This is a genomic window from Pseudomonas sp. AC016 (assembly GCF_979253365.1).
Map to the genome: position 1 here is coordinate 3,603,197 of NZ_CEEDCC010000001.1, position 19,497 is coordinate 3,622,693.

At 59.4% G+C, this 19,497-nt stretch carries 13 protein-coding genes and 1 pseudogene; 13 read left to right on the plus strand and 1 reads right to left on the minus strand.

Going from position 1 to position 19,497, the window contains the following annotated elements; all coding sequences use genetic code 11:
- Positions 1 to 180 precede the first annotated feature (180 nt).
- Both AC0IXS_RS16340 and AC0IXS_RS16345 read left to right on the plus strand, forming a co-directional pair.
- A complete protein-coding gene (locus AC0IXS_RS16340; RefSeq protein ID WP_025994344.1) occupies positions 181 to 963 on the plus strand; it encodes a MetQ/NlpA family ABC transporter substrate-binding protein in 783 nt (260 codons plus the stop codon).
- Positions 964 to 1,170: 207 nt separating this feature from the next.
- Positions 1,171 to 1,703 (plus strand): annotated as a pseudogene (locus AC0IXS_RS16345) (REP-associated tyrosine transposase).
- Positions 1,704 to 1,938: 235 nt separating this feature from the next.
- On the opposite strand, the gene AC0IXS_RS16350 reads toward AC0IXS_RS16345, so the two are convergent.
- A complete protein-coding gene (locus AC0IXS_RS16350) occupies positions 1,939 to 5,007 on the minus strand; it encodes an autotransporter domain-containing protein (protein WP_471826251.1) in 3,069 nt (1,022 codons plus the stop codon).
- A gap of 595 nt (positions 5,008 to 5,602) precedes the next feature.
- On the opposite strand from AC0IXS_RS16350, the gene AC0IXS_RS16355 reads away from it, so the two are divergent.
- The 11 genes from AC0IXS_RS16355 (at position 5,603) to AC0IXS_RS16405 (ending at position 19,359) form a co-directional block, all read left to right on the plus strand.
- Positions 5,603 to 6,499 carry a TauD/TfdA dioxygenase family protein gene (locus AC0IXS_RS16355; protein WP_069143032.1) on the plus strand — a complete coding sequence of 299 codons (897 nt, stop codon included), beginning with the start codon at positions 5,603 to 5,605 and terminating at the stop codon, positions 6,497 to 6,499.
- A 13-nt stretch (positions 6,500 to 6,512) separates the two neighbouring features.
- Positions 6,513 to 7,394, plus strand: a complete 882-nt coding sequence (locus AC0IXS_RS16360; RefSeq protein ID WP_122690447.1) for an ABC transporter ATP-binding protein — start codon at positions 6,513 to 6,515, stop codon at positions 7,392 to 7,394.
- 80 nt (positions 7,395 to 7,474) lie between these two features.
- Positions 7,475 to 8,341: an ABC transporter permease gene (locus tag AC0IXS_RS16365; protein ID WP_004882776.1), complete on the plus strand. Its 867-nt coding sequence runs from the start codon at positions 7,475 to 7,477 to the stop codon at positions 8,339 to 8,341.
- A 45-nt stretch (positions 8,342 to 8,386) separates the two neighbouring features.
- Entirely contained in the window at positions 8,387 to 9,406 is a 1,020-nt protein-coding gene (locus AC0IXS_RS16370) for an ABC transporter substrate-binding protein (protein WP_122446484.1), read from the plus strand.
- A 602-nt stretch (positions 9,407 to 10,008) separates the two neighbouring features.
- Entirely contained in the window at positions 10,009 to 10,221 is a 213-nt protein-coding gene (locus tag AC0IXS_RS16375) for a DUF6124 family protein (RefSeq protein ID WP_029244310.1), read from the plus strand.
- Between the two features lie 125 nt (positions 10,222 to 10,346).
- On the plus strand, positions 10,347 to 11,393 hold the full coding sequence (locus AC0IXS_RS16380) for an RHS repeat-associated core domain-containing protein (RefSeq protein WP_122668673.1): 1,047 nt from the start codon (positions 10,347 to 10,349) through the stop codon (positions 11,391 to 11,393).
- Positions 11,394 to 11,626: 233 nt separating this feature from the next.
- Entirely contained in the window at positions 11,627 to 12,640 is a 1,014-nt protein-coding gene (locus AC0IXS_RS16385) for an RHS repeat-associated core domain-containing protein (protein ID WP_057409775.1), read from the plus strand.
- A 396-nt stretch (positions 12,641 to 13,036) separates the two neighbouring features.
- On the plus strand, positions 13,037 to 13,819 hold the full coding sequence (locus AC0IXS_RS16390) for an RHS repeat-associated core domain-containing protein (protein ID WP_471825182.1): 783 nt from the start codon (positions 13,037 to 13,039) through the stop codon (positions 13,817 to 13,819).
- Positions 13,820 to 14,072: 253 nt separating this feature from the next.
- Positions 14,073 to 15,191, plus strand: coding sequence for an efflux RND transporter periplasmic adaptor subunit (locus AC0IXS_RS16395; protein WP_057409773.1), 1,119 nt, complete (start codon positions 14,073 to 14,075; stop codon positions 15,189 to 15,191).
- Positions 15,188 to 16,258, plus strand: a complete 1,071-nt coding sequence (locus AC0IXS_RS16400; RefSeq protein WP_122668671.1) for an efflux RND transporter periplasmic adaptor subunit — start codon at positions 15,188 to 15,190, stop codon at positions 16,256 to 16,258. Before AC0IXS_RS16395 ends, AC0IXS_RS16400 begins: the two co-directional genes overlap by 4 nt.
- On the plus strand, positions 16,255 to 19,359 hold the full coding sequence (locus AC0IXS_RS16405) for an efflux RND transporter permease subunit (RefSeq protein WP_025993615.1): 3,105 nt from the start codon (positions 16,255 to 16,257) through the stop codon (positions 19,357 to 19,359). The genes AC0IXS_RS16400 and AC0IXS_RS16405 overlap by 4 nt, the downstream gene beginning before the upstream one ends.
- Positions 19,360 to 19,497 lie beyond the last annotated feature (138 nt).

Sequence of the window (19,497 nt, forward strand, 5' to 3'; positions counted from 1 at the left end):
GCAAATGAGTTGGAAGACATCTTCGAGAAAAAAAGCATAAGCATTTGCTTAAAAAGTATTTTCTCGGAATAACAAATCTCGGTAATGTCCACATGATGTCGCAGCACGGGATAGCGCCGCGGCAAACCACTGAAAAGGCGTCATTTTTTGTGACGCTTACGGATTCGCTAAGGACATTGCATGAAAAAGACGTTGTTGATGACCGCTCTGGCGGCTGCTTTCTCGATTGGCCTGGCGCACGCCGGTGAAAAACTGGTCGTGGGCGCCACGCCTGTGCCGCACGCGGAAATCCTTGAGCTGATCAAGCCGACGCTGGCCAAGGAAGGTGTGGACCTGGAAATCAAGGTCTTCACTGACTACGTTCAGCCGAACGTGCAGTTGAGCGAGAAGCGTCTGGACGCCAACTACTTCCAGACCAAGCCTTACCTGGATGGCTTCAATAAAGGCAAGGGCACCAACCTCGTGACAGGTGTTGGCGTACACGTCGAACCGTTCGGCGGCTACTCGAAAAAATACAAGAGCATTGCCGACTTGCCTGAAGGCGCAACCGTTGCCATTCCGAACGAAGGCAGCAACGCCGGTCGCGCACTGCTCCTGCTGCAGAAGAACGGTCTGATCACGCTGAAAGACCCGACCAACGCACTGGCTACGCCGAAAGACATCGCCACCAACCCGAAGAAACTGAAATTCCGCGAACTGGAATCGGCCGTACTGCCGCGTGCACTGGGTCAGGTTGACCTGGCGTTGATCAACACCAACTACGCGCTGGAAGCCAAACTCAATCCGCAGAAAGACGCCCTGATCATCGAAGGTGCCGATTCGCCGTACGTGAACTTCCTGGTTACCCGCGAAGACAACGCAAACAGCGACGCCATCCAGAAACTGTCCAAGGCCCTGACCAGTCAGGAAGTCAAAGACTTCATCAACAAGAAGTACGACGGCGCGGTACTGCCAGCGTTCTGATTGTTGATCGTGGGAACGATCAGTGTGCTTGAGACCGCTGATCGTTCCTCACGCTCCGCGTGGGAATGCCTCTCAGGACGCTCCGCGTCCCGGCGTAGGCCCGAAGCTGAACAAAACCTCGTAACACCTTGCTCGTTCCTCTCTCGTGGAAATGGACGTTAGCCTTGTGTCATCAGACTCCCCGTCTGCTGACTCAAGGACGAATCGATGGCCCGAAGCCGCTACACCATCACTGAACCTGACAAACCTCATTTCCTGACGTGCACAATTGTGGAGTGGCAGCCCTTATTCACCCGGCCTGAATTGGTGGGCATTCTGTTGGACGCGTGGCGCTATCAGCAGAATGAGCAGGGAATGCAACTGTTCGGGTATGTGATTCTGGAGAACCATCTGCACTATGTGGCTCAGGCACAAGATCTGGCAGTTGCGTTCGCAGCTTCAAATCCTTCACCGCGAGACGGATCGTCGATCATTTGGAGAGGAGCAACGCAGAGCGTGTGCTTGAGCGATTACGCTTTACGAAACGTGCGTATAAGGCAGACAGGGTTTATCAGGTCTGGCAGGAAGGCACCCACGCAGAGGTCATCTGGAGTGAAGACGTGATGCGGCAGAAACTCGACTACATCCACCACAACCCGGTCAAGCGGGGGTATGTAGATGTCGGTGAGCACTGGCGATACTCAAGTGCCCGGGATTATCAGGGACAGGTTGGTTTGATTGATGTCCAGCGCTGGTATTGATCGCCCGACATCGTGCCCGCGACGCTCTGCGTCACCTCACGGCCGGACGCGGAGCGTCCTGAGAGGCATTCCCACGCGGAGCGTAGGAACGATCATCACATGATATTGATCGTGCCCATCGCTCCGCGTGGGCATGCAGCCCGGGACGCTCTGCGTCCCATTCCAGAGCGGACGCAGAATGATGTGGCCTAATCATTCCTGGCTTTTGACTGGCGAATAACAGTCAGCCCACCCCTCAAAACGCCAACGTCACCCGCGCATTCAACGCCTGATCGGTCGTGTCGCTGCCGATCTGTCCGTTGTAGCTCACGCCCACGCTCAGCGTTTCACTCAACCCCAGGTCCACACCCGCTCCCAGCACCGCAGCATTACGCGCAATCGGTGCGCCGGACAGTGCGAAGGTGTCGCCGCCGCTGAAGGCTGCGCGGCTTTCGGGTGTCACGTCGCCGAATGCACGGCGCCAGCCGACGGTGGCGTTGGGTTTGACGTCGACGCTGCCCACGTTCATGTGCGTGGCTGCCCGCAGGCCGAGAGTGCTGAACGTGATGTGGTTCTCCTCGGACTTGTTGCGCAGGCTGATGGCGTTGCTGTTTTCGTCGAAACCGTCGGTGTCCAGCCTGACGTGGGCGAGGTTGGCGAAGGGTTCGAGCTGCGCGTTGCCCAGTTCGATGGCATAGCCGAGTTCGCCGAATACCTGATTGGTCGCCGCCTGATAATCCTGCTTGAATCGCTCGGAAGAGCCCGGCAGGTCCAGGGTGCGCTTGGACGTCAGATCATGCCAGGTCCGCACGGCGCCCAGACGCAGGCCCAGTTGGCCCCATTTTGCGCCGCCATAGATACCCAGGTGATAGTTGTCACTGTCGCTGGAGCCAGACGCATGGCGCAGGTCGAAGCTGCTGCGGCTGAAACCGGCCAGCGCACCGACACGCCAGGTGTCGTTGACCGGCACGTCGGCACCGAACAACAGGCCGCTGGTGTGGCTGTCCAGACCCGAAGCGTCATCCGTGCTGTCGGTCTTGCCGGTTGCGCCGATGGCCTGCGTCCAGACCAGACCGCGCGAGGCATCGCCTGCCAGGGTTTGCGAAGCACCGCCGGATGCTTGCGTCGATTGCGATTGCTGCAGGCGGTCAGCGATGGCGTTGCGCACCAGACGGCTGTCTTCGATCAGCGCAGACTGAGTCGAGGCATGCAGTTCATTGGACAGAGCGTTGAAGGTGGCCTGTGCCGTTGCCGCATCGGCCTGTACGACACTTCTCCACAACGCGTTGCCTGCGCCTGCGCTGTCCAGGCCCTGAGCGACGGCTCGAGCATTGCGGCTGGTCGCCAGGCTGGCGAAGCTCTGCGCGTTGCGATCAAGCGTCAGGCCGACATCGGTCGCGGTGTAATTGAGGGTGGGCGTCAGGAACGCGAAGTTCGACTGTACGTTGTTGAACGTACCGCTGATACCGCCCGCTGCCGAGAGAATCGAGTAACGGCTTGCTGCGACCCAGTTGCCGCCCTCGACCAACGAAACGGTGGCGTTGTTCAGTGTGGCGCGGCCTGTGGCGACGATGCGGTCGGCATTGCCAGCCGCATCTGACTCAACCTGATAGACCGAGCCCTGCGCGAAGTTGACGTTACCGTTGACGTTCAACTGGCCCACCGAATTGCCCGGTGCGACGACACCGCCTGAAGCCGCGTTGATACCGCCCACCGAGCCATTGCCGCCCAGCACTGCACCGGAGTTCACGGTCACGACCGAGTTGCCGAGGTTGCCGTTCACCGCCAGTCGCCCGGCCTGCACAGTGGTCGCGCCGGACAGACTGCTGTTGCCCGTCAGGTTCAGCGAGCCTGCACCCTGTTTGATCAATGCGCCGTTGCCGGTAATGGCGTTGCTGAAGGTGTCATTGGTCGACTGATCGAGCACCAGCGTCGCATTGTCGGTGATCGTCCCGCTGCCGAACGACTGGGCGTGACCGGTCAGGACGCCGCCGTTGATCACAGTGCCGCCCGAGTAGGTGTTGTTGCCGGTGAGTATCAGGTTGCCAGTGCCGTTCTTGATCAGGCCGCCTGTGCCCGAGATGTCGTTGCGCCAGGCGTCGATGGCGTTGTATCCGCCTTGGCTGGCGTTCATGTTGACCGTGACATTGGAGTTGAACGCGGCATAACCGTCACCTGCGGCGTAGAGGTTCAAACGGCCGTAGCCATTGGACTGATCGATCACTGCGTAACCCGAAGAAATCTCGGTGGTGCCCAGAATCTCGCGGCGCTGGCTGGCGTCCAGGTACGGGAAGCGGGTTTCCAGCAGCACTTCAGCGTTGACCGGCACCACGGGCGCAAGGTTGGTCGGGCCGACCGGGCTGAAACCGTAGGTCATGCGTGAGGTGTACAGCGCCTTGTCCTGCGCGTGCTGGGACGTGCGGTCGGTAGCCGGATCGATCTTCGCCATGCAGTTATTCACGTCGCCGCCACACTGCGCGGTGAAGTACGCCAGCGCCTGGGCACGGGCGTCGGCGCGCAGTTGGGTGTTGGCCGGGTTGGACAGGTTGTCGATGGCGAAATAAGTGGCCGTGATGCGCCCGCCCATCACGTCGAAGGGCGAGTGCATGCCGGCTTCGATGCGGTTGTCGCCAATGTCCGAGGCACGCAGCATCAGTTCGCTGTAGCGCTCGGGAATCGCGTAGGCGAGGGCGATGGACGACAGGTACGCGGCGTTGGTGTGGCCACTCGGGAAGCCCGCATCGCTGGCAGGCGTGGTGCTCTTGGCAGGACGCAGTGACGGTTGCACCACGAATTCGAGGTTCTGGCCGTCCAGCGTCTGACGCCAAGGACGTGGGTACTGATAATGGGATTTGGCTGGTGTGGTGGACGCGTCGTTACGCACCGCGCCGACCAGATCGACCACCTTGCCCAGCGCCGAAGCCGAACTGCCCGCGCCGTTGCCCTTGTCGTCGTATTTGACGGTCTTGTTGGTGTCGTCGAACTGGGTAATCGTGGTGAAGGCGCCGGAACCAGCCTTGTACGCATCGCTCAACGAGCCCAGGCCGCTGATGGCGCTGTAGCTCTGGTCGCGACGGTCATCGAAATACGCAGCGGTTTCCTGCGCAAGCGTGCGCGAGTTGGCGCGGTCGAGCACCAGTTGCAGGTTGCGCCTGAGCAGGCTCTGACCCAGAGCGGTCGGCGTGCCGGTGTCCCAGGTTGGACCTGTCGTCCACAGGGTGTTGAAGCCGGACAGCAGGTCAACGCCGTTGATGCGGTCATCCCCTGACCTGCCTGCTGCGTGTACCGAAACTGCAAGCAGCGAAAGTATCAACGTCGATACCATGACATGGGCGGTGGGTTTGACGCTCGGCATATTGCTGTCCTGCACGCAATTGAAAGAAGGCGCTGACGCTAACAAGCCGTTCTTACAACTGGATGTATCGCCTGTGACACATTTATGTGAGCCATGAAATGTGACGCGGAGCGTCACGGGCTGCATGCCACGCGGAGCATGGGCACGATCAGGGTTCCAGATTCACGCTCGTTCCCACGCTGATGATCGTTCCTACGCTCCGCGTGGGAATGCCGCTCAGGACGCTCCGCGTCCGCTCTCGAATGTGGCGCAGATGTGTGCCCAGGCTCCAGCGTTATTCACGTCATGCGCTCGGCTCACTGAATCCTCAGTCTGTGCCATTTGTGACGCGGAGCGTCACGGGATGCATGCCCACGCGGAGCGATGGGCACGATCAGTGTTGGGGCAGACTTGTGTATAACGATGAGCGCTCTGCGTGGTAACGCCTCTCAGGACGCTCCGCGTCCGGCCCTTGCCTGCGCGCTATCCCATTCCGCGCTATGCATATTCCCTAACGGTATTTAAAATCCGTTTCTTATAGCTATACAGTTCTTCGTCTCAGCCACATTCTGGAGTCGGAGTTCTCATGCCAGCAGCCTCCCTCGCTTCATCGTCTGCCCCTGCGGCCTCGCAATCGTTCGACGTGCGTCCATTCGCCGAAAAGGTGGGCGCTGAAATCGTCGGGCTGGATTTGTCCCGGCCATTGAACGACGCTGACTTTGCGCGCGTTCATCAGGCGCATCTCGATTACCACGTCATCGTGTTCCGCGACCAACACATCACGCCGCAACAGCAGATCGATTTCAGCCGCCGTTTCGGCGTGCTGCAGATCCACGTGCTCAAGCAGTTCCTGTTGGCCAACCACCCGGAAATCCTGATCGTCTCCAACATTGTCGAGAACGGTCAGCCGGTCGGTCTGGGCGACGCCGGCAAGTATTGGCATTCGGACTTGTCGTACAAGGAACTGCCGAGCCTGGGGTCGATGCTGTATGCGCAGGAACTGCCCAGCGAAGGTGGCGACACGCTGTTCGCGAACATGCATCAGGCGTGGGACACGCTGCCGCAGCACCTGCGCGAGGCGGTCGAAGGGCGGTCTGCCGTTCACAGCTATACCGCGCGCTATTCAGAGGGCCATAACGCCGTCAACTGGCGTCCGACCCTGACCCCAGAGCAACTGGCGCAGGTTGTGGAAGTCAGCCATCCCATCGTGCGCACCCACCCTGAAAACGGTCGCAAGGCGTTGTTCGTCAGTGAGGGCTTCACCACGCGCATTCTGGGCCTGCCGGAAGACGAAAGCCGCCAGATTCTCAACGAAATCTACGCGCACAGCGTTCGCCCCGAACATATCTACCGCCATCAGTGGCAGCCTAACGACATGGTGTTCTGGGACAACCGCTCGCTGATCCATCTGGCGGCGGGCTGCCCGGCGCATCTGCGACGCAAGCTGCATCGCACGACCATTCAAGGCTCGGCGCCGTTCTGATGGAGAACCGTTCATGAATGCTGCTCTGCAAGGCCACACGGCCAGCGAGAACACCCCATCGCAACCGGCCGCTCAGCACACCCCTGAAGCCTTGTTGCAGGTTCGCGGCGTCAGCCTTGAGTACCGCACGCCCGAGCGCGTGGTGCGGGCGACGCATCAGGTCAGCTTCGAGGTCGATCCGGCGGACCGCTTCGTCCTGCTCGGCCCGTCGGGCTGTGGCAAATCCACGCTGCTTAAGGCGGTGGCGGGTTTCATCCGACCCAGCGAAGGCGAGATCCGGCTGGCAGGCAATCAGGTGCGCGAGCCCGGCCCTGACCGCATTGTGGTGTTTCAGGAGTTCGATCAGTTGCCGCCGTGGAAAACCGTGATCGAGAACGTCATGTTTCCGCTGCTGGCGTCGCGCACCTTGAAGCGTCCAGAGGCGTTGGAGCGTGCGCGTTACTACCTGGAGAAGGTCGGGCTCAGCGCCTTTGCCGATGCTTATCCACACACCTTGTCCGGCGGTATGAAAGCGCGTGTGGCCATCGCTCGGGCGCTGGCGATGCAGCCAAAAATCCTGTTGATGGACGAACCCTTCGCCGCGCTCGATGCCCTGACGCGTCGCAAGATGCAGGAAGAGTTGCTGGAGCTGTGGGACGAAGTGCGCTTCACCCTGTTGTTCGTCACCCATTCCATCGAAGAAGCGCTGGTGGTGGGCAATCGCATCCTGTTGCTTTCACCGCATCCGGGACGCGTGCGTGCCGAAATCAATAGCCATCAATACGATCTTAAAAGCCTCGGCGGCGTCGGTTTTCAACAGACCGCGCAGCGTATTCACCGCCTGTTGTTCGATGATGGCGAGGCGGGGCAGGTCGATGAAGAACTGAGTTTTCAGGACATCCGGATCGCGTACTGATCGTTGCTGATCGAGCCGACGCAGAGCATGGGCATGATCAGAACAGGCGCTTCCCCCAAGCAATCAGGGAACCGAACACCATGAGCCTCGCACCTCCTGTTCGCGAAGAATACGAAGTCACGCTGCAGCCTTTCACCCAAGAAGACCTGGCCCGCGACCTGCCATTGGCCCAGCGCATCTGGCAACTGAGCTGGGTGCGCAAGACCGTGATCATGATCGCGCTGGCCGTGATCTGGGAACTCGCTGCGCGTCTTCAGAATAACGACCTGCTGCTGCCCAGCTTTTTGCAGACCGCCGCCGCTTTTTACGACGGCATCGTCAGTGGAGAGCTGCCGGGCAAGGTCTGGATTTCCCTGACCGTGTTGATCCAGGGTTACCTGATCGGCATCGTCCTGGCGTTCGGCCTGACCACGCTGGCGGTGTCCACCCAACTGGGCCGTGACCTGCTCGGCACATTGACCGCCATGTTCAACCCGTTGCCTGCCATTGCCCTCTTGCCCTTGGCGCTGCTCTGGTTCGGACTGGGGCAGAACAGCCTGATTTTCGTGCTGGTGCATTCGGTGCTGTGGGCGCTGGCGCTCAATACCTACGCGGGCTTTCTGGGTGTTTCCGAAACCCAGCGCATGGCGGGACGCAACTATGGACTGAAAGGATTGCGCTTTGTCTGGCACATCCTGATTCCAGCGGCGCTGCCGTCGATTCTGGCGGGTTTGAAAATCGGCTGGGCATTTGCCTGGCGCACGCTGATCGCCGCCGAGCTGGTGTTTGGTGCCTCTTCCGGCAAAGGCGGGCTGGGCTGGTACATCTTCCAGAACCGCAACGAGCTGTACACCGACAAGGTGTTTGCCGGGCTGGCCGCCGTGATCCTCATCGGCCTGCTGGTGGAGAACCTGCTGTTCGCCAACATCGAGCGCCTGACCGTCAAGCGCTGGGGCATGCAGCGCTGAAACAACCTACCCAACGACTTTTAGAACGACTATAGCGAGCACTCCATGGCAACTCCTTTCAAGCGTCCGGTGCTGACTGCACTGGCGGCAACAATCGGTCTGTTCGGTGCATTGATCAGCGGCGGCGCACAGGCAGAAGGCAAGATCAGCATCGCCCAGCAATTCGGCATCGGTTACCTGATTCTCGATGTGGTGCGTGATCAGAAACTGATCGAAAAACACGGCAAGGAGCAGGGGCTCGACATCAAGGTCGACTGGAACAGCATCTCCGGCGCCACGGCCATGAACGAGGCGTTGCTGGCGGGCGCGCTGGACGTTGTGTCGGCTGGTGTGCCGCCGATGCTGACAGTATGGGACCGCACCAAGGGCAAGCAGAACGTGAAGGCCATCGCCTCGCTGGGATCGATGCCCAACTACCTGCTGACCAATAATCCCAATGTGAAGACGATCAAGGATTTCACCGACAAGGACCGCATCGCCGTACCTGCGGCGGGCGTGGGTTTCCAGTCGCGTACCTTGCAGATCGAAACCGCCAAGGTGTTCGGTAACGACAACTACAAGAAATTCGACAACATCTCGGTCAGCCTCGCGCACCCTGACGCCACGGCCGCGCTGATTGCCGGTGGTTCGGAAATCAACTCGCATTTCTCCAGCCCGCCGTTCCAGTACCAGGCGCTGGAAAACCCGAATGTGCACAAGGTGCTCAGCTCTTATGACGTGCTGGGCGGTCAGGCCACGTTCAACGTGCTCTACACCACCGAGAAATTTCACGACGAGAACCCCAAGACCTACAAAGCGTTCTACGACGCATTGGCCGAGGCCGAGAAGATCATCAAGGCCGACAAACCAGCGGCGGCGCAGACCTACATCCGCGTCGAGCAATCGAAGCTGCCGTTGCCGTTGGTGGAGAAGATCGTTTCAGACCCGGAAATCGACTTCACCATCACCCCGCAGCGCACCTTCATCTACGCCGAAAAGCTGCATGAACTGGGCGTATTGAAGAACAAGGCGGCGAGCTGGAAGGATTACTTCTTCGAAGAAGCGCAGAGTGGCGCGGGGAGTTGATACAAGTGTCTGGCGACGCTCTGCGTCACCGCACGGCCGGACGCGGAGCGTCCTGAGCGGCGTTACCACGCAGAGCGTGGGAACGATCATCACCATGACGCCGATCGTGCCCATGCTCCGCGTGGGCATGCCCCCCCCGTGACGCTCCGCGTCGCATTCTAGAGCGGACGCGGAGCGTCCTGAGACGATCATCACCCTGACGCCGATCGTGCCCATGCTCCGCGTGGGCATGCATCCCAGGACGCTCTGCGTCCGATATGTTGTGGCGGATGTGTAACCTGAGCTAACGAAAATCTACTTTTGAAGGACCATTCTTTCAGGTCTTTCCCTTTCACAAGTACGAACTTTCCTAGAAAATCCCGGGCCCTTGTGCGCATGAATTCTGGACACTAGGCTGCGTCGGTCGCTGAGTTTCAGCGGTCGGGTTTAGCAGCCTGTCCAGAGTCACGAATACAAGAACCGCTTGATGGCGGCTTTGCGTGGGGCACCTTCGGGTGCGCCGGGTTTCGTGTTCTCTACCGGTCTGCTAACCCGTGTCAAAGTCGCCACCCTTTTCGTTTAGCAGCGAATGCGAGGTGGCCTTATCAATAGAGACCACAGCAATGATCAACTCCACCCCCGCACCACCCCACACGTCGCTCGAAGAAACCCTGATCCAGGTCAGTGACATCCTGCGCTGCGCCTCCGCAGCTGCCTATGAATCCGGCGATGCCCTCAACGGCGCGAAGCGCGACCTGGCATTCTCGGTGGTCCATCTGATCGACATCGCCAGAGCGCGGCTCGATCGCTCGCTGGACGATGTAGCCGCACCTTGAGCTGAAGCCAACCTGATACTTCTGCCAGTAGCCGAGACGTGTCTGGCAGTTCAGTGTAACGGTGTGAGCGAGGTTCAGCCTGCTCGCACCGATGCTCTGCATATCAAACCGGGTAGGCGTCTGACATGGGTCATAACACAACTTTCTGCCTCTACCGCTACGACCCGCTGGACAGGCTTGCCGCCCGCACCCCTCTCGCCGAAGCCATTTCAAAGGTGTTCTACAAGGCTGACGTACTCGTCACTGAAACCCAGGGCGGCGCACAGCGCAGTTTCTTTCAGCACAATCGCCAATTGCTGGCCTGCCGAACAGTTGTCGGCAAGTCCTCCAGCGTGTCATTGACGACCAATGATCTGCAAAACAGCGTGCTCAGTGCAGTGAAAGTTGATCAGACAGACGCTTTTGTCTACACGCCTTACGGTCACTATCAGCCAGCACATCACCTGCCGGGGTTCAACGGCGAGCGGCCCGATCCGATCACTGGCCATTATCTGCTGGGTAATGGTTATCGTGCCTATAACCCGGTGTTGATGCGCTTCAATGGCACGGACGACCTTAGCCCGTTTGGCAAGGGGGGCTTGAATGCCTATGCGTACTGTGCAGGAGACCCGGTCAACAGGAGTGATCCGAGCGGTCATGTAAACATGGTGAGCGCGTTGAAGGGGGGATGGAGCCGTCTGACACGTAAAGTACATGAAGTGCCGGGTCTCAAAAATAATGTGGAACTACTCAGCCTGCCTAGACGGCTGTCCCTTGAACCACAAGTGACATTGACTGATATGCCAGTTGAGGTTTTTGCCAGGATTCAACGCTACCTAAGCGTAAAAGATATCTCAAAGATGTCGAAGGTCCCAGAGCTGAATGCCTTGGTGAGTGAGGCCTCTGATATAAATTTTTTGAAGTATATGCGCAGCAAGACTGTCGTTCGCACGGCCAAAGGCATCCGGTTTCAGACTGAGTTGGAAAAAATCCAAATGGCGCACTTGACTGCAGCTCCAGGCACTCTACGTTCGGAAGCACGTCAGGTTATCAGCGAGAAAGCAGCAGCAGAACTGGCATGGCAAAATGTGCTACATAAAAGAGCTGAACACCTGGCCAGAGTCTTGCGAAGTGGCTCCAGAGATTCGATCACCACTGTCAGTTCATCGGGCTCTGAGTACTCCTTGATCTAACGGTGGGCATACAACAGCGACTTCTCTGAATAGGTGTAACCGTAGCCATTTATTCACTGACGTCCAAGGTGGCCAGTTGAGTTTCCCATCAATGCCCGTCGTGCCTGAAGCTGCGGAAAACCTGACAGTTCTGCGAGTGGCCGATAGGCGCCCGGCGGTTCAGTATCACGGTGTGAGCAAGGCCAGCCTGCTCGCACCGATGCTTTGCATATCAAACCGGGTAGGCGTCTGACATGGCTCATAACACAACTTTCTGCCTCTACCGCTACGACCCGCTGGACAGGCTTGCCACCCGCACCCCTCTCGCCGAAGCCATTTCAAAGGTGTTCTACAAGGCTGACGTACTCGTCACTGAAACCCAAGGTGGTGTACAGCGCAGTTTCTTTCAGCACAATCGCCAATTGCTGGCCTGCCGAACAGTTGTCGGCAAGTCCTCCAGCGTGTCATTGACGACCAATGATCTGCAAAACAGCGTGCTCAGTGCAGTGAAAGTTGATCAGACAGACGCTTTTGTCTACACGCCTTACGGCCACTATCAGCCAGCACATCACCTGAAGGGGTTCAACGGCGAGCGACCCGATCCGATCACTGGCCATTATCTGCTGGGTAATGGTTATCGTGCCTATAACCCTGTTTTGAAGCGCTTCAACAGCCCGGATAATCTGAGTCCGTTTGACCGTGGCGGGCCAAACGCCTACGCCTATTGTGCAGGGGATCCGGTAAATCGAAGTGACCCAAGCGGACATGAATTCGGTGATTGGTTATCGGCCATTTATATTGGTGCTGGCATTCTGACGGCCGGTATTGGCCTGGCAATAGCTCGGTCTTCAGTTAAGGCAGTGTTCAAAGGGGTAAAGGTGAAACCTGTCCATATTGATGGAGTGCCGCAGCAACCCAAGACAAGGCCGGCGAATAAAACAGAGAAACTTTCGGCTACCGTCGCAGTAGGTGCAATGACCGCTGGTGTTCTCTGGACCTCTGCGTTCGTTGTCAGAAATGTAGATGCGGACTCTCCAGTGCAAATAGCACTGGCCACGCTGGCGGTGTCAGTGAGCATTCCGACGCTTGGGTTTCGCGGTTACAGTTTTTTCCGCTCCGAAGCAGCAAAGCGCGCAGCCAAACTTGCAGCAGCGGCTCTTCCTCCGCCGCCGCCTCGTCCTGTCATGCACAGCGTGGCAGTGCAAGTGGGCGGTAGTCTTCGACTTCGGTCCGCAGGTGTGCGTGACTTGCGGGAGACCAGAGTCTGACCGCCCCATCTCTATGAGAAGCCATTGGGCGATTACTATTCGGATGGGTTCCCGCGATGTATTCGAAGCTGCATCTTCGCGCGGCGAACGGCGAGCCGCATGAGACAGTCTGCTGGTACTTTTGCCAGATGATTTGCGTCCCGAGTCGGCGCACTCTGGGAGCGCAGCCTCAATCATCAAGGACGTGATCATGGCCACTCTTTGTCGCTATACCTACGATGCACTGGACCGTGTTCCTCACTCAGCCCGTTGGCCCAAGCGCTTGCGAACCGGTTTTACTGCGCAGGACGACTGGCCACCGAACTTCAGGGTGATGCGCAACAGACGTTTTTTCACGCCAGTGGTCAGCTGTTGGCGCAACTGCACAAGGATGGAGACGCGCGTGGTGCAACGCTCATGGCCGTTGACAACCGGAATAGCGTTTTGCACGTAACAGCCGCCGGACAACAAGCGGATATCGCCTATACGCCTTACGGTCACCGCGAGCCTTGCCAGACCGCCGCACTGCCGGGATTCACAGGCGCACAGCCCGAGCCAGTTACCGGTCATTACCTGTTGGGCAACGGGTATCGAGCCTTCAACCCGGTGTTGATGCGCTTCAACAGTCCAGACACTTACAGCCCGTTTGGTGAGGGTGGGTTGAATGCCTATGCCTACTGCATGGGGGATCCGGTCAACCGCATTGATCCGACGGGGCATATTGGATTTCTGGCAAAGGGCTTTATTACGGGTGCGCTATTGATGATTTCTGGTGCCACGAGCTTGGTTGCTGGCGGAGTAGTCGCAGAATCAAATCCCGAACTCTCCAAGCAGCTTTTTATCGCCGCAGGCGTTCTGGTTGGCACTGGCCTGCTATCAATGGGTGTTTCGACAGCCGTCAAAGTAGTGGGTAGACGACCACGACCTTCGTTTGGAAACATTCAAAGAACACCGTCATCGACCAGGCCTGATTCATTCTTCAATTCCGATATTGTTGCGTCATCATCGAGTACGCATGACGCTGTGCCACGTAGACCCCCGGCATCTTCCTACGACCCACCACCTCCCTATGATCCGCCACCTTCCTATGCAGACGCTATTGCGGGATCAGGCTCGATGCACAGCAGACTGGAAATGAGACCCTTGCAGCCTCAGACCACCGTGCAGCAAGTGCGAGGGACACTTGAGAGCAGGGTTTGATGGGACACAGGATTGTCGGGCTCATGCCTGTCTGTTTCATCGGCAAACGACAGTTGTCTGCAACCTGTGCACGTAACCCGGCCTTGCTCATGCTGAAGTAGTGTGAGGCCGCATCAGAAATCCCGCCCCGACACCACAAACATTACTGCTTGAGCGCGCCCCCAAGGAACCCTCCCGCACGCCAACAGTCGCATGTTCACGTTGTTCTCTCGTGATCCCACGCTTGCACCCGGCATCCGCAAAAGGAGTCTGCATGCCCGCTCGTCCTTCAAATGTGTTTACGCTCGGCCTTGCCGCTGCCCTGGCAGTGCTGGTCGGCTGCGGCGAGGAAAAACCGGCAGCGCCTGAATTGCCCCGCGTGTACGTGCAACCGGTGAAAACCGCCGAGTTCGCCGCCAGTGTGGCGCTGACCGGCGATATCCAGGCACGGGTGCAGACGCAGCTTTCGTTCCGGGTCAACGGCAAGATCATTCAGCGCTACGTGGACGTCGGCGACCGGGTCAAGGCGAACCAGGTACTGGCACGGCTCGACCCCAAGGATCTGCAGATCAATGTCGATTCGGCGCAGGCGTCGGTCGCGGCCGAGCAGGCACGTGTCAGTCAGACTCGCGCCGCGTTTGTCCGTCAGCAGAAACTGCTGCCCAAGGGTTACACCAGCCAGAGTGAATACGACTCCGCACAGGCGGCCCTGCGTGGCAGCGAGAGTTCGCTGAAAGCCGCTCAGGCGCAACTGGCGAACGCCCGCGAGCAACTGAGTTACACCGCCCTCGTGGCAGAGGCTCCAGGGGTGATCACTGCACGTCAGGCCGAGGTTGGGCAGGTGGTTCAGGCCACCGTACCGATTTTCGATCTGGCGCGTGATGGCGAGCGCGATGCGGTATTCAACGTCTACGAATCCCTGTTCGTGCAGCCGCCGGGCGACGAGCCGGTGCAGGTGACGCTGCTCGACAATCCGACCATCAAGGTCAGCGGCAAGGTGCGTGAGGTGACGCCAGCGGTGTCGGCGCAAACCGGCACCCTGCAGGTCAAGATCGCGCTGGACCCGCTGCCCGAAGGCATGGACCTGGGTTCGGTGGTCAGCGTTGCGTTGAGCAAACCTGCCAGTGCCAGCGTCGAGCTGCCGTGGTCGGCGCTGACCAAAGACCTTGGCGAGCACCTCGGCAAGCCCGCCGTATGGGTCGTGGACGAGCAGGGCAAGGCCAATCTGCGCCGTGTCACGGTTGCACGCTACCTGACCTCCCACGTGATCATCAGTGATGGCCTCAAGGGTGGAGAGAAAGTAGTGATCGCTGGCGGCCAGTTGCTGCACCCGGACATGCAGGTGGAAATCGCCGATCAACCCCAGCCACAGAATGCCAAGGTGCAACCATGAAGCGTTTGTCGTGCGTTGTACTGAGTGGCTTGCTGCTGGCGGGTTGCGGCAAGGACGAAGCGCCGCCCGAGCCGGTGCGGCCGGTGGTGTTCGTTGAAGCGAAACCCGAGTCGATGGAAGATTTTGGACGCTTTGCCGGCAATATCGAGGCGCGCTATCAAAGCGTGCTGGGCTTTCGTGTATCGGGCCGTATCGCGAGTCGGCACGTGGACGTGGGCAGTGAGGTGAAAAAGGGCGATCTGCTCGCCACGCTCGATCCCACCGACCAGCAGAACAATGTGCGTGGCCGTCAGGGTGATCTGGCCAATGTTCAGGCGCAGTGGATCAATGCGCAGGCCAATGCTCGCCGTCAGCAGGAACTGTTTGACCGTGGTGTCGGCGCGCAGGCGCAACTGGACATCGCGCTGACCAACCTGAAAACCGCTCAGTCGTCGCTGGATCAGGCCAAGGCTGCCGAGCAACAGGCCCGTGATCAACTGAGCTATAGCGATCTGCGCAGCGATCACGATGCGGTGGTCACTGAGTGGAAAGTCGAAGCCGGCCAAGTCGTCACGGCGGGGCAGGAAGTGGTCACGCTGGCGCGCCCGGATATCAAGGAAGCGGTGATCGACATGCCAGCACAGCTGGCTGACCAGTTGCCTGACGATGTGGTGTACACCGTGGCCAGTCAGCTTGATCCGCAAGTGAGCACGACCGCCACACTGCGTGAAATCGAACCGCAACCCGACCGCTCGACCCGTACCCGTCGAGCGCGCTTTTCGCTGACCGAAACGCCGCCTGCGCTGCGTCTGGGCACGGCGATCAGCGTGACGCTCAGCTCGGCCATCGCGCCACGCATCCGCCTGCCGCTCAATGCCTTGCAGGAGGCCGATGGCAAACGCCAGATCTGGGTCATTGATCCGCAGAATCAGACCGTCAACCCGAGAGTCGTCAACATCGTGAGCCAGGATGACAGCAGCTTTCTGCTGGCTGGCGGCGTGAGCGCTGGAGAAAAAGTGGTCAGTGCGGGCGTCAACAGCCTCAAGCCGGGGCAGAAAGTCAAAGTCGATGAGGAAAGCCCGCGATGAAAGGGAATTTCAATCTGTCCGAGTGGGCGCTCAAGCACCAGTCGTTTGTCTGGTACCTGATGTTCGTTGCGCTGTTGATGGGCGTTTTTTCCTACATGAAGCTGGGGCGTGAAGAGGATCCGTCCTTCACCATCAAGACCATGGTCATCCAGACCCGCTGGCCGGGCGCGACCGTGGACGAAACCCTGGAACAGGTGACCGACCGCATCGAGAAAAAACTCGAAGAGCTGGACTCCCTAGACTACGTGAAGAGTTACACCCGGCCGGGCGAATCGACGGTCATGGTTTTCCTGCGTGACACCACCAGCGCCGAGGCGATACCGGAAATCTGGTATCAGGTGCGCAAGAAGATCGACGACATTCGTGGGCAATTTCCTCAAGGGCTGCAGGGTCCAGCGTTCAACGATGAATTCGGCGACGTGTACGGGTCGATCTATGCGTTCACCGCCGACGGGTTCTCGATGCGGCAATTGCGCGATTACGTCGAGAAGGTCCGCGTCGATATCCGCTCGGTGGAGGGGTTGGGCAAGGTCGAAATGGTCGGCCAGCAGGACGAAGTCATTTACCTGAACTTCTCGACCCGCAAACTGGCGGCCCTCGGGCTGGATCAACGGCAGGTCGTGCAGAGCCTGCAATCGCAGAACGCCGTGACGCCTGCGGGCGTGATCGAAGCCGGACCGGAGCGGATTTCCGTACGTACTTCGGGGCAGTTCGCGTCCGAGAAAGACCTGGCCGCGGTCAACCTGCGGCTCAATGACCGCTTCTACCGGTTGAGCGACATTGCCGACATCACCCGCGGTTATACCGATCCGCCCAAACCGCTGTTTCGCTACAACGGCAAGCCTGCCATCGGCCTGGCTATCGCGATGAAAAAGGGCGGCAACATTCAGGCGTTCGGCAAGGCATTGCATGAACGCATGGACGCCACGACCGCCGAACTGCCGGTCGGCGTGGGCGTGCACAAAGTATCGGATCAGGCCGAAGTGGTGGACAAGGCGGTGGGCGGTTTCACCAGCGCGTTGTTCGAAGCGGTGATCATCGTGCTGGTGGTCAGCTTCATCAGCCTTGGCGTGCGTGCCGGTCTGGTGGTGGCGTGTTCGATTCCACTGGTGCTGGCGATGGTGTTCGTGTTCATGGAATACAGTGGCATCACCATGCAGCGGATTTCCCTGGGTGCGCTGATCATCGCCCTAGGTCTGTTGGTGGACGACGCAATGATCACCGTGGAGATGATGGTCACGCGGCTGGAAATGGGTGAGACCAAGGAGCAGGCAGCGACCTATGCCTACACCTCGACAGCCTTCCCGATGTTGACCGGCACACTGGTGACCGTGGCGGGCTTCGTGCCGATTGGCTTGAACAACAGCTCTGCGGGCGAGTACACCTTCACGCTGTTTGCCGTGATCGCGGTGGCGATGCTGGTGTCCTGGGTCGTCGCCGTGCTGTTCGCGCCGGTGATCGGCGTTCATATTCTGAGCAGCAACATCAAACCCAAATCCGAAGAACCGGGCCGCGTCGGCCGGGCGTTCAACAGCAGCATGATCTGGGCCATGCGTCATCGCTGGCTGGCGATTGGCATCACACTGGCGCTGTTCGCTGCGTCGCTGTTCTCGATGCAGTTCGTGCAGAGCCAGTTCTTCCCGTCATCCGACCGGCCGGAAATTCTGGTCGACCTGAACCTGCCGCAGAACGCCTCGGTCAATGAGACGCGCAAGGTGGTGGATCGCTTCGAGGCAAGTCTCAAGGACGATCCGGACATTGAGCGCTGGAGTACTTACATCGGCCAGGGCGCATTGCGTTTTTACCTGCCGCTGGACCAGCAACTGGAAAACCCGTTCTACGCCCAGCTGGTGATTGTCAGCAAAGGTCTGGAAGAGCGCGGCGCGTTGACGGCACGCCTGCAGAAACGTCTGCGTGAAGATTTCGTCGGCATCGGTTCCTACGTGCAGCCACTGGAAATGGGGCCGCCGGTCGGGCGTCCGTTGCAGTATCGCGTCAGCGGCGAGGACGTCGACAAGGTGCGTCAGCACGCCATCGAACTGGCCACGCTGCTGGACCAGAACTCGCATGTGGGCGAAGTGATCTACGACTGGAACGAGCCGGGCAAGGTGCTGCGCATCGACATCAATCAGGACAAGGCGCGGCAGTTGGGGTTGTCATCCGAAGACGTCGCCAACCTGATGAACAGCGTGGTCAGCGGTTCTGCCGTGACGCAGGTACGCGACGATATCTACCTGATTAACGTGGTCGGCCGCGCCGAGGATGCTGAGCGAGGTACGCCGGAAACGCTGCAGAACCTGCAGATCGTCACGCCGAGCGGGGCGTCCATTCCGTTGCTGGCGTTTGCGACGGTGGGCTACGAGCTTGAGCAGCCGCTGGTCTGGCGTCGTGATCGCAAACCGACCATCACTGTGAAAGGTGCGGTGCGCGACGAGATTCAGCCGACAGATCTGGTCAAGCAGTTGAAGCCCGAGATCGACAAATTCGCTGCCGGTCTGCCGGTGGGCTACAAGGTTGCGACCGGCGGCACCGTGGAAGAAAGCAGCAAGGCCCAGGGCCCGATTGCGAGCGTTGTGCCGTTGATGCTGTTTCTGATGGCGACCTTCCTGATGATCCAGCTGCACAGCGTGCAGAAGATGTTTCTGGTCGCCAGTGTTGCACCGCTGGGCCTGATCGGCGTGGTGCTGGCGCTGATCCCGACCGGGACGCCGCTGGGCTTTGTGGCGATTCTCGGTGTTCTGGCACTGATCGGCATCATCATCCGCAACTCGGTGATTCTGGTGACCCAGATCGACGCGTATGAGATCAGCGGGTATCTGCCGTGGGATGCCGTGGTCGAAGCCACCGAGCACCGCCGTCGGCCGATTCTGCTGACGGCTGCGGCGGCAAGTCTGGGCATGATCCCGATTGCGCGCGAAGTGTTCTGGGGCCCGATGGCTTACGCGATGATCGGCGGCATTATCATCGCCACCTTGCTGACGCTGTTGTTCCTGCCTGCGCTGTACGTGGCCTGGTACCGGATCAAGGAACCGACCGACGAACAGCGTCGTGAGGCGGATGAGAAGAAGGATCAAGACGGTGAGTTGGCGACGGGGCACTGAGTGAGCGGCGCGCCGCCTGAGGGATCGGACGCGGAGCGTCCTGGGAGGCATTCCCACGCAGAGCGTAGGAACGATCATCATCAGTGTTGGGGCGGACTTATTGATCGTGCCTCACGCTCTGCGTCACATTTCGGACAG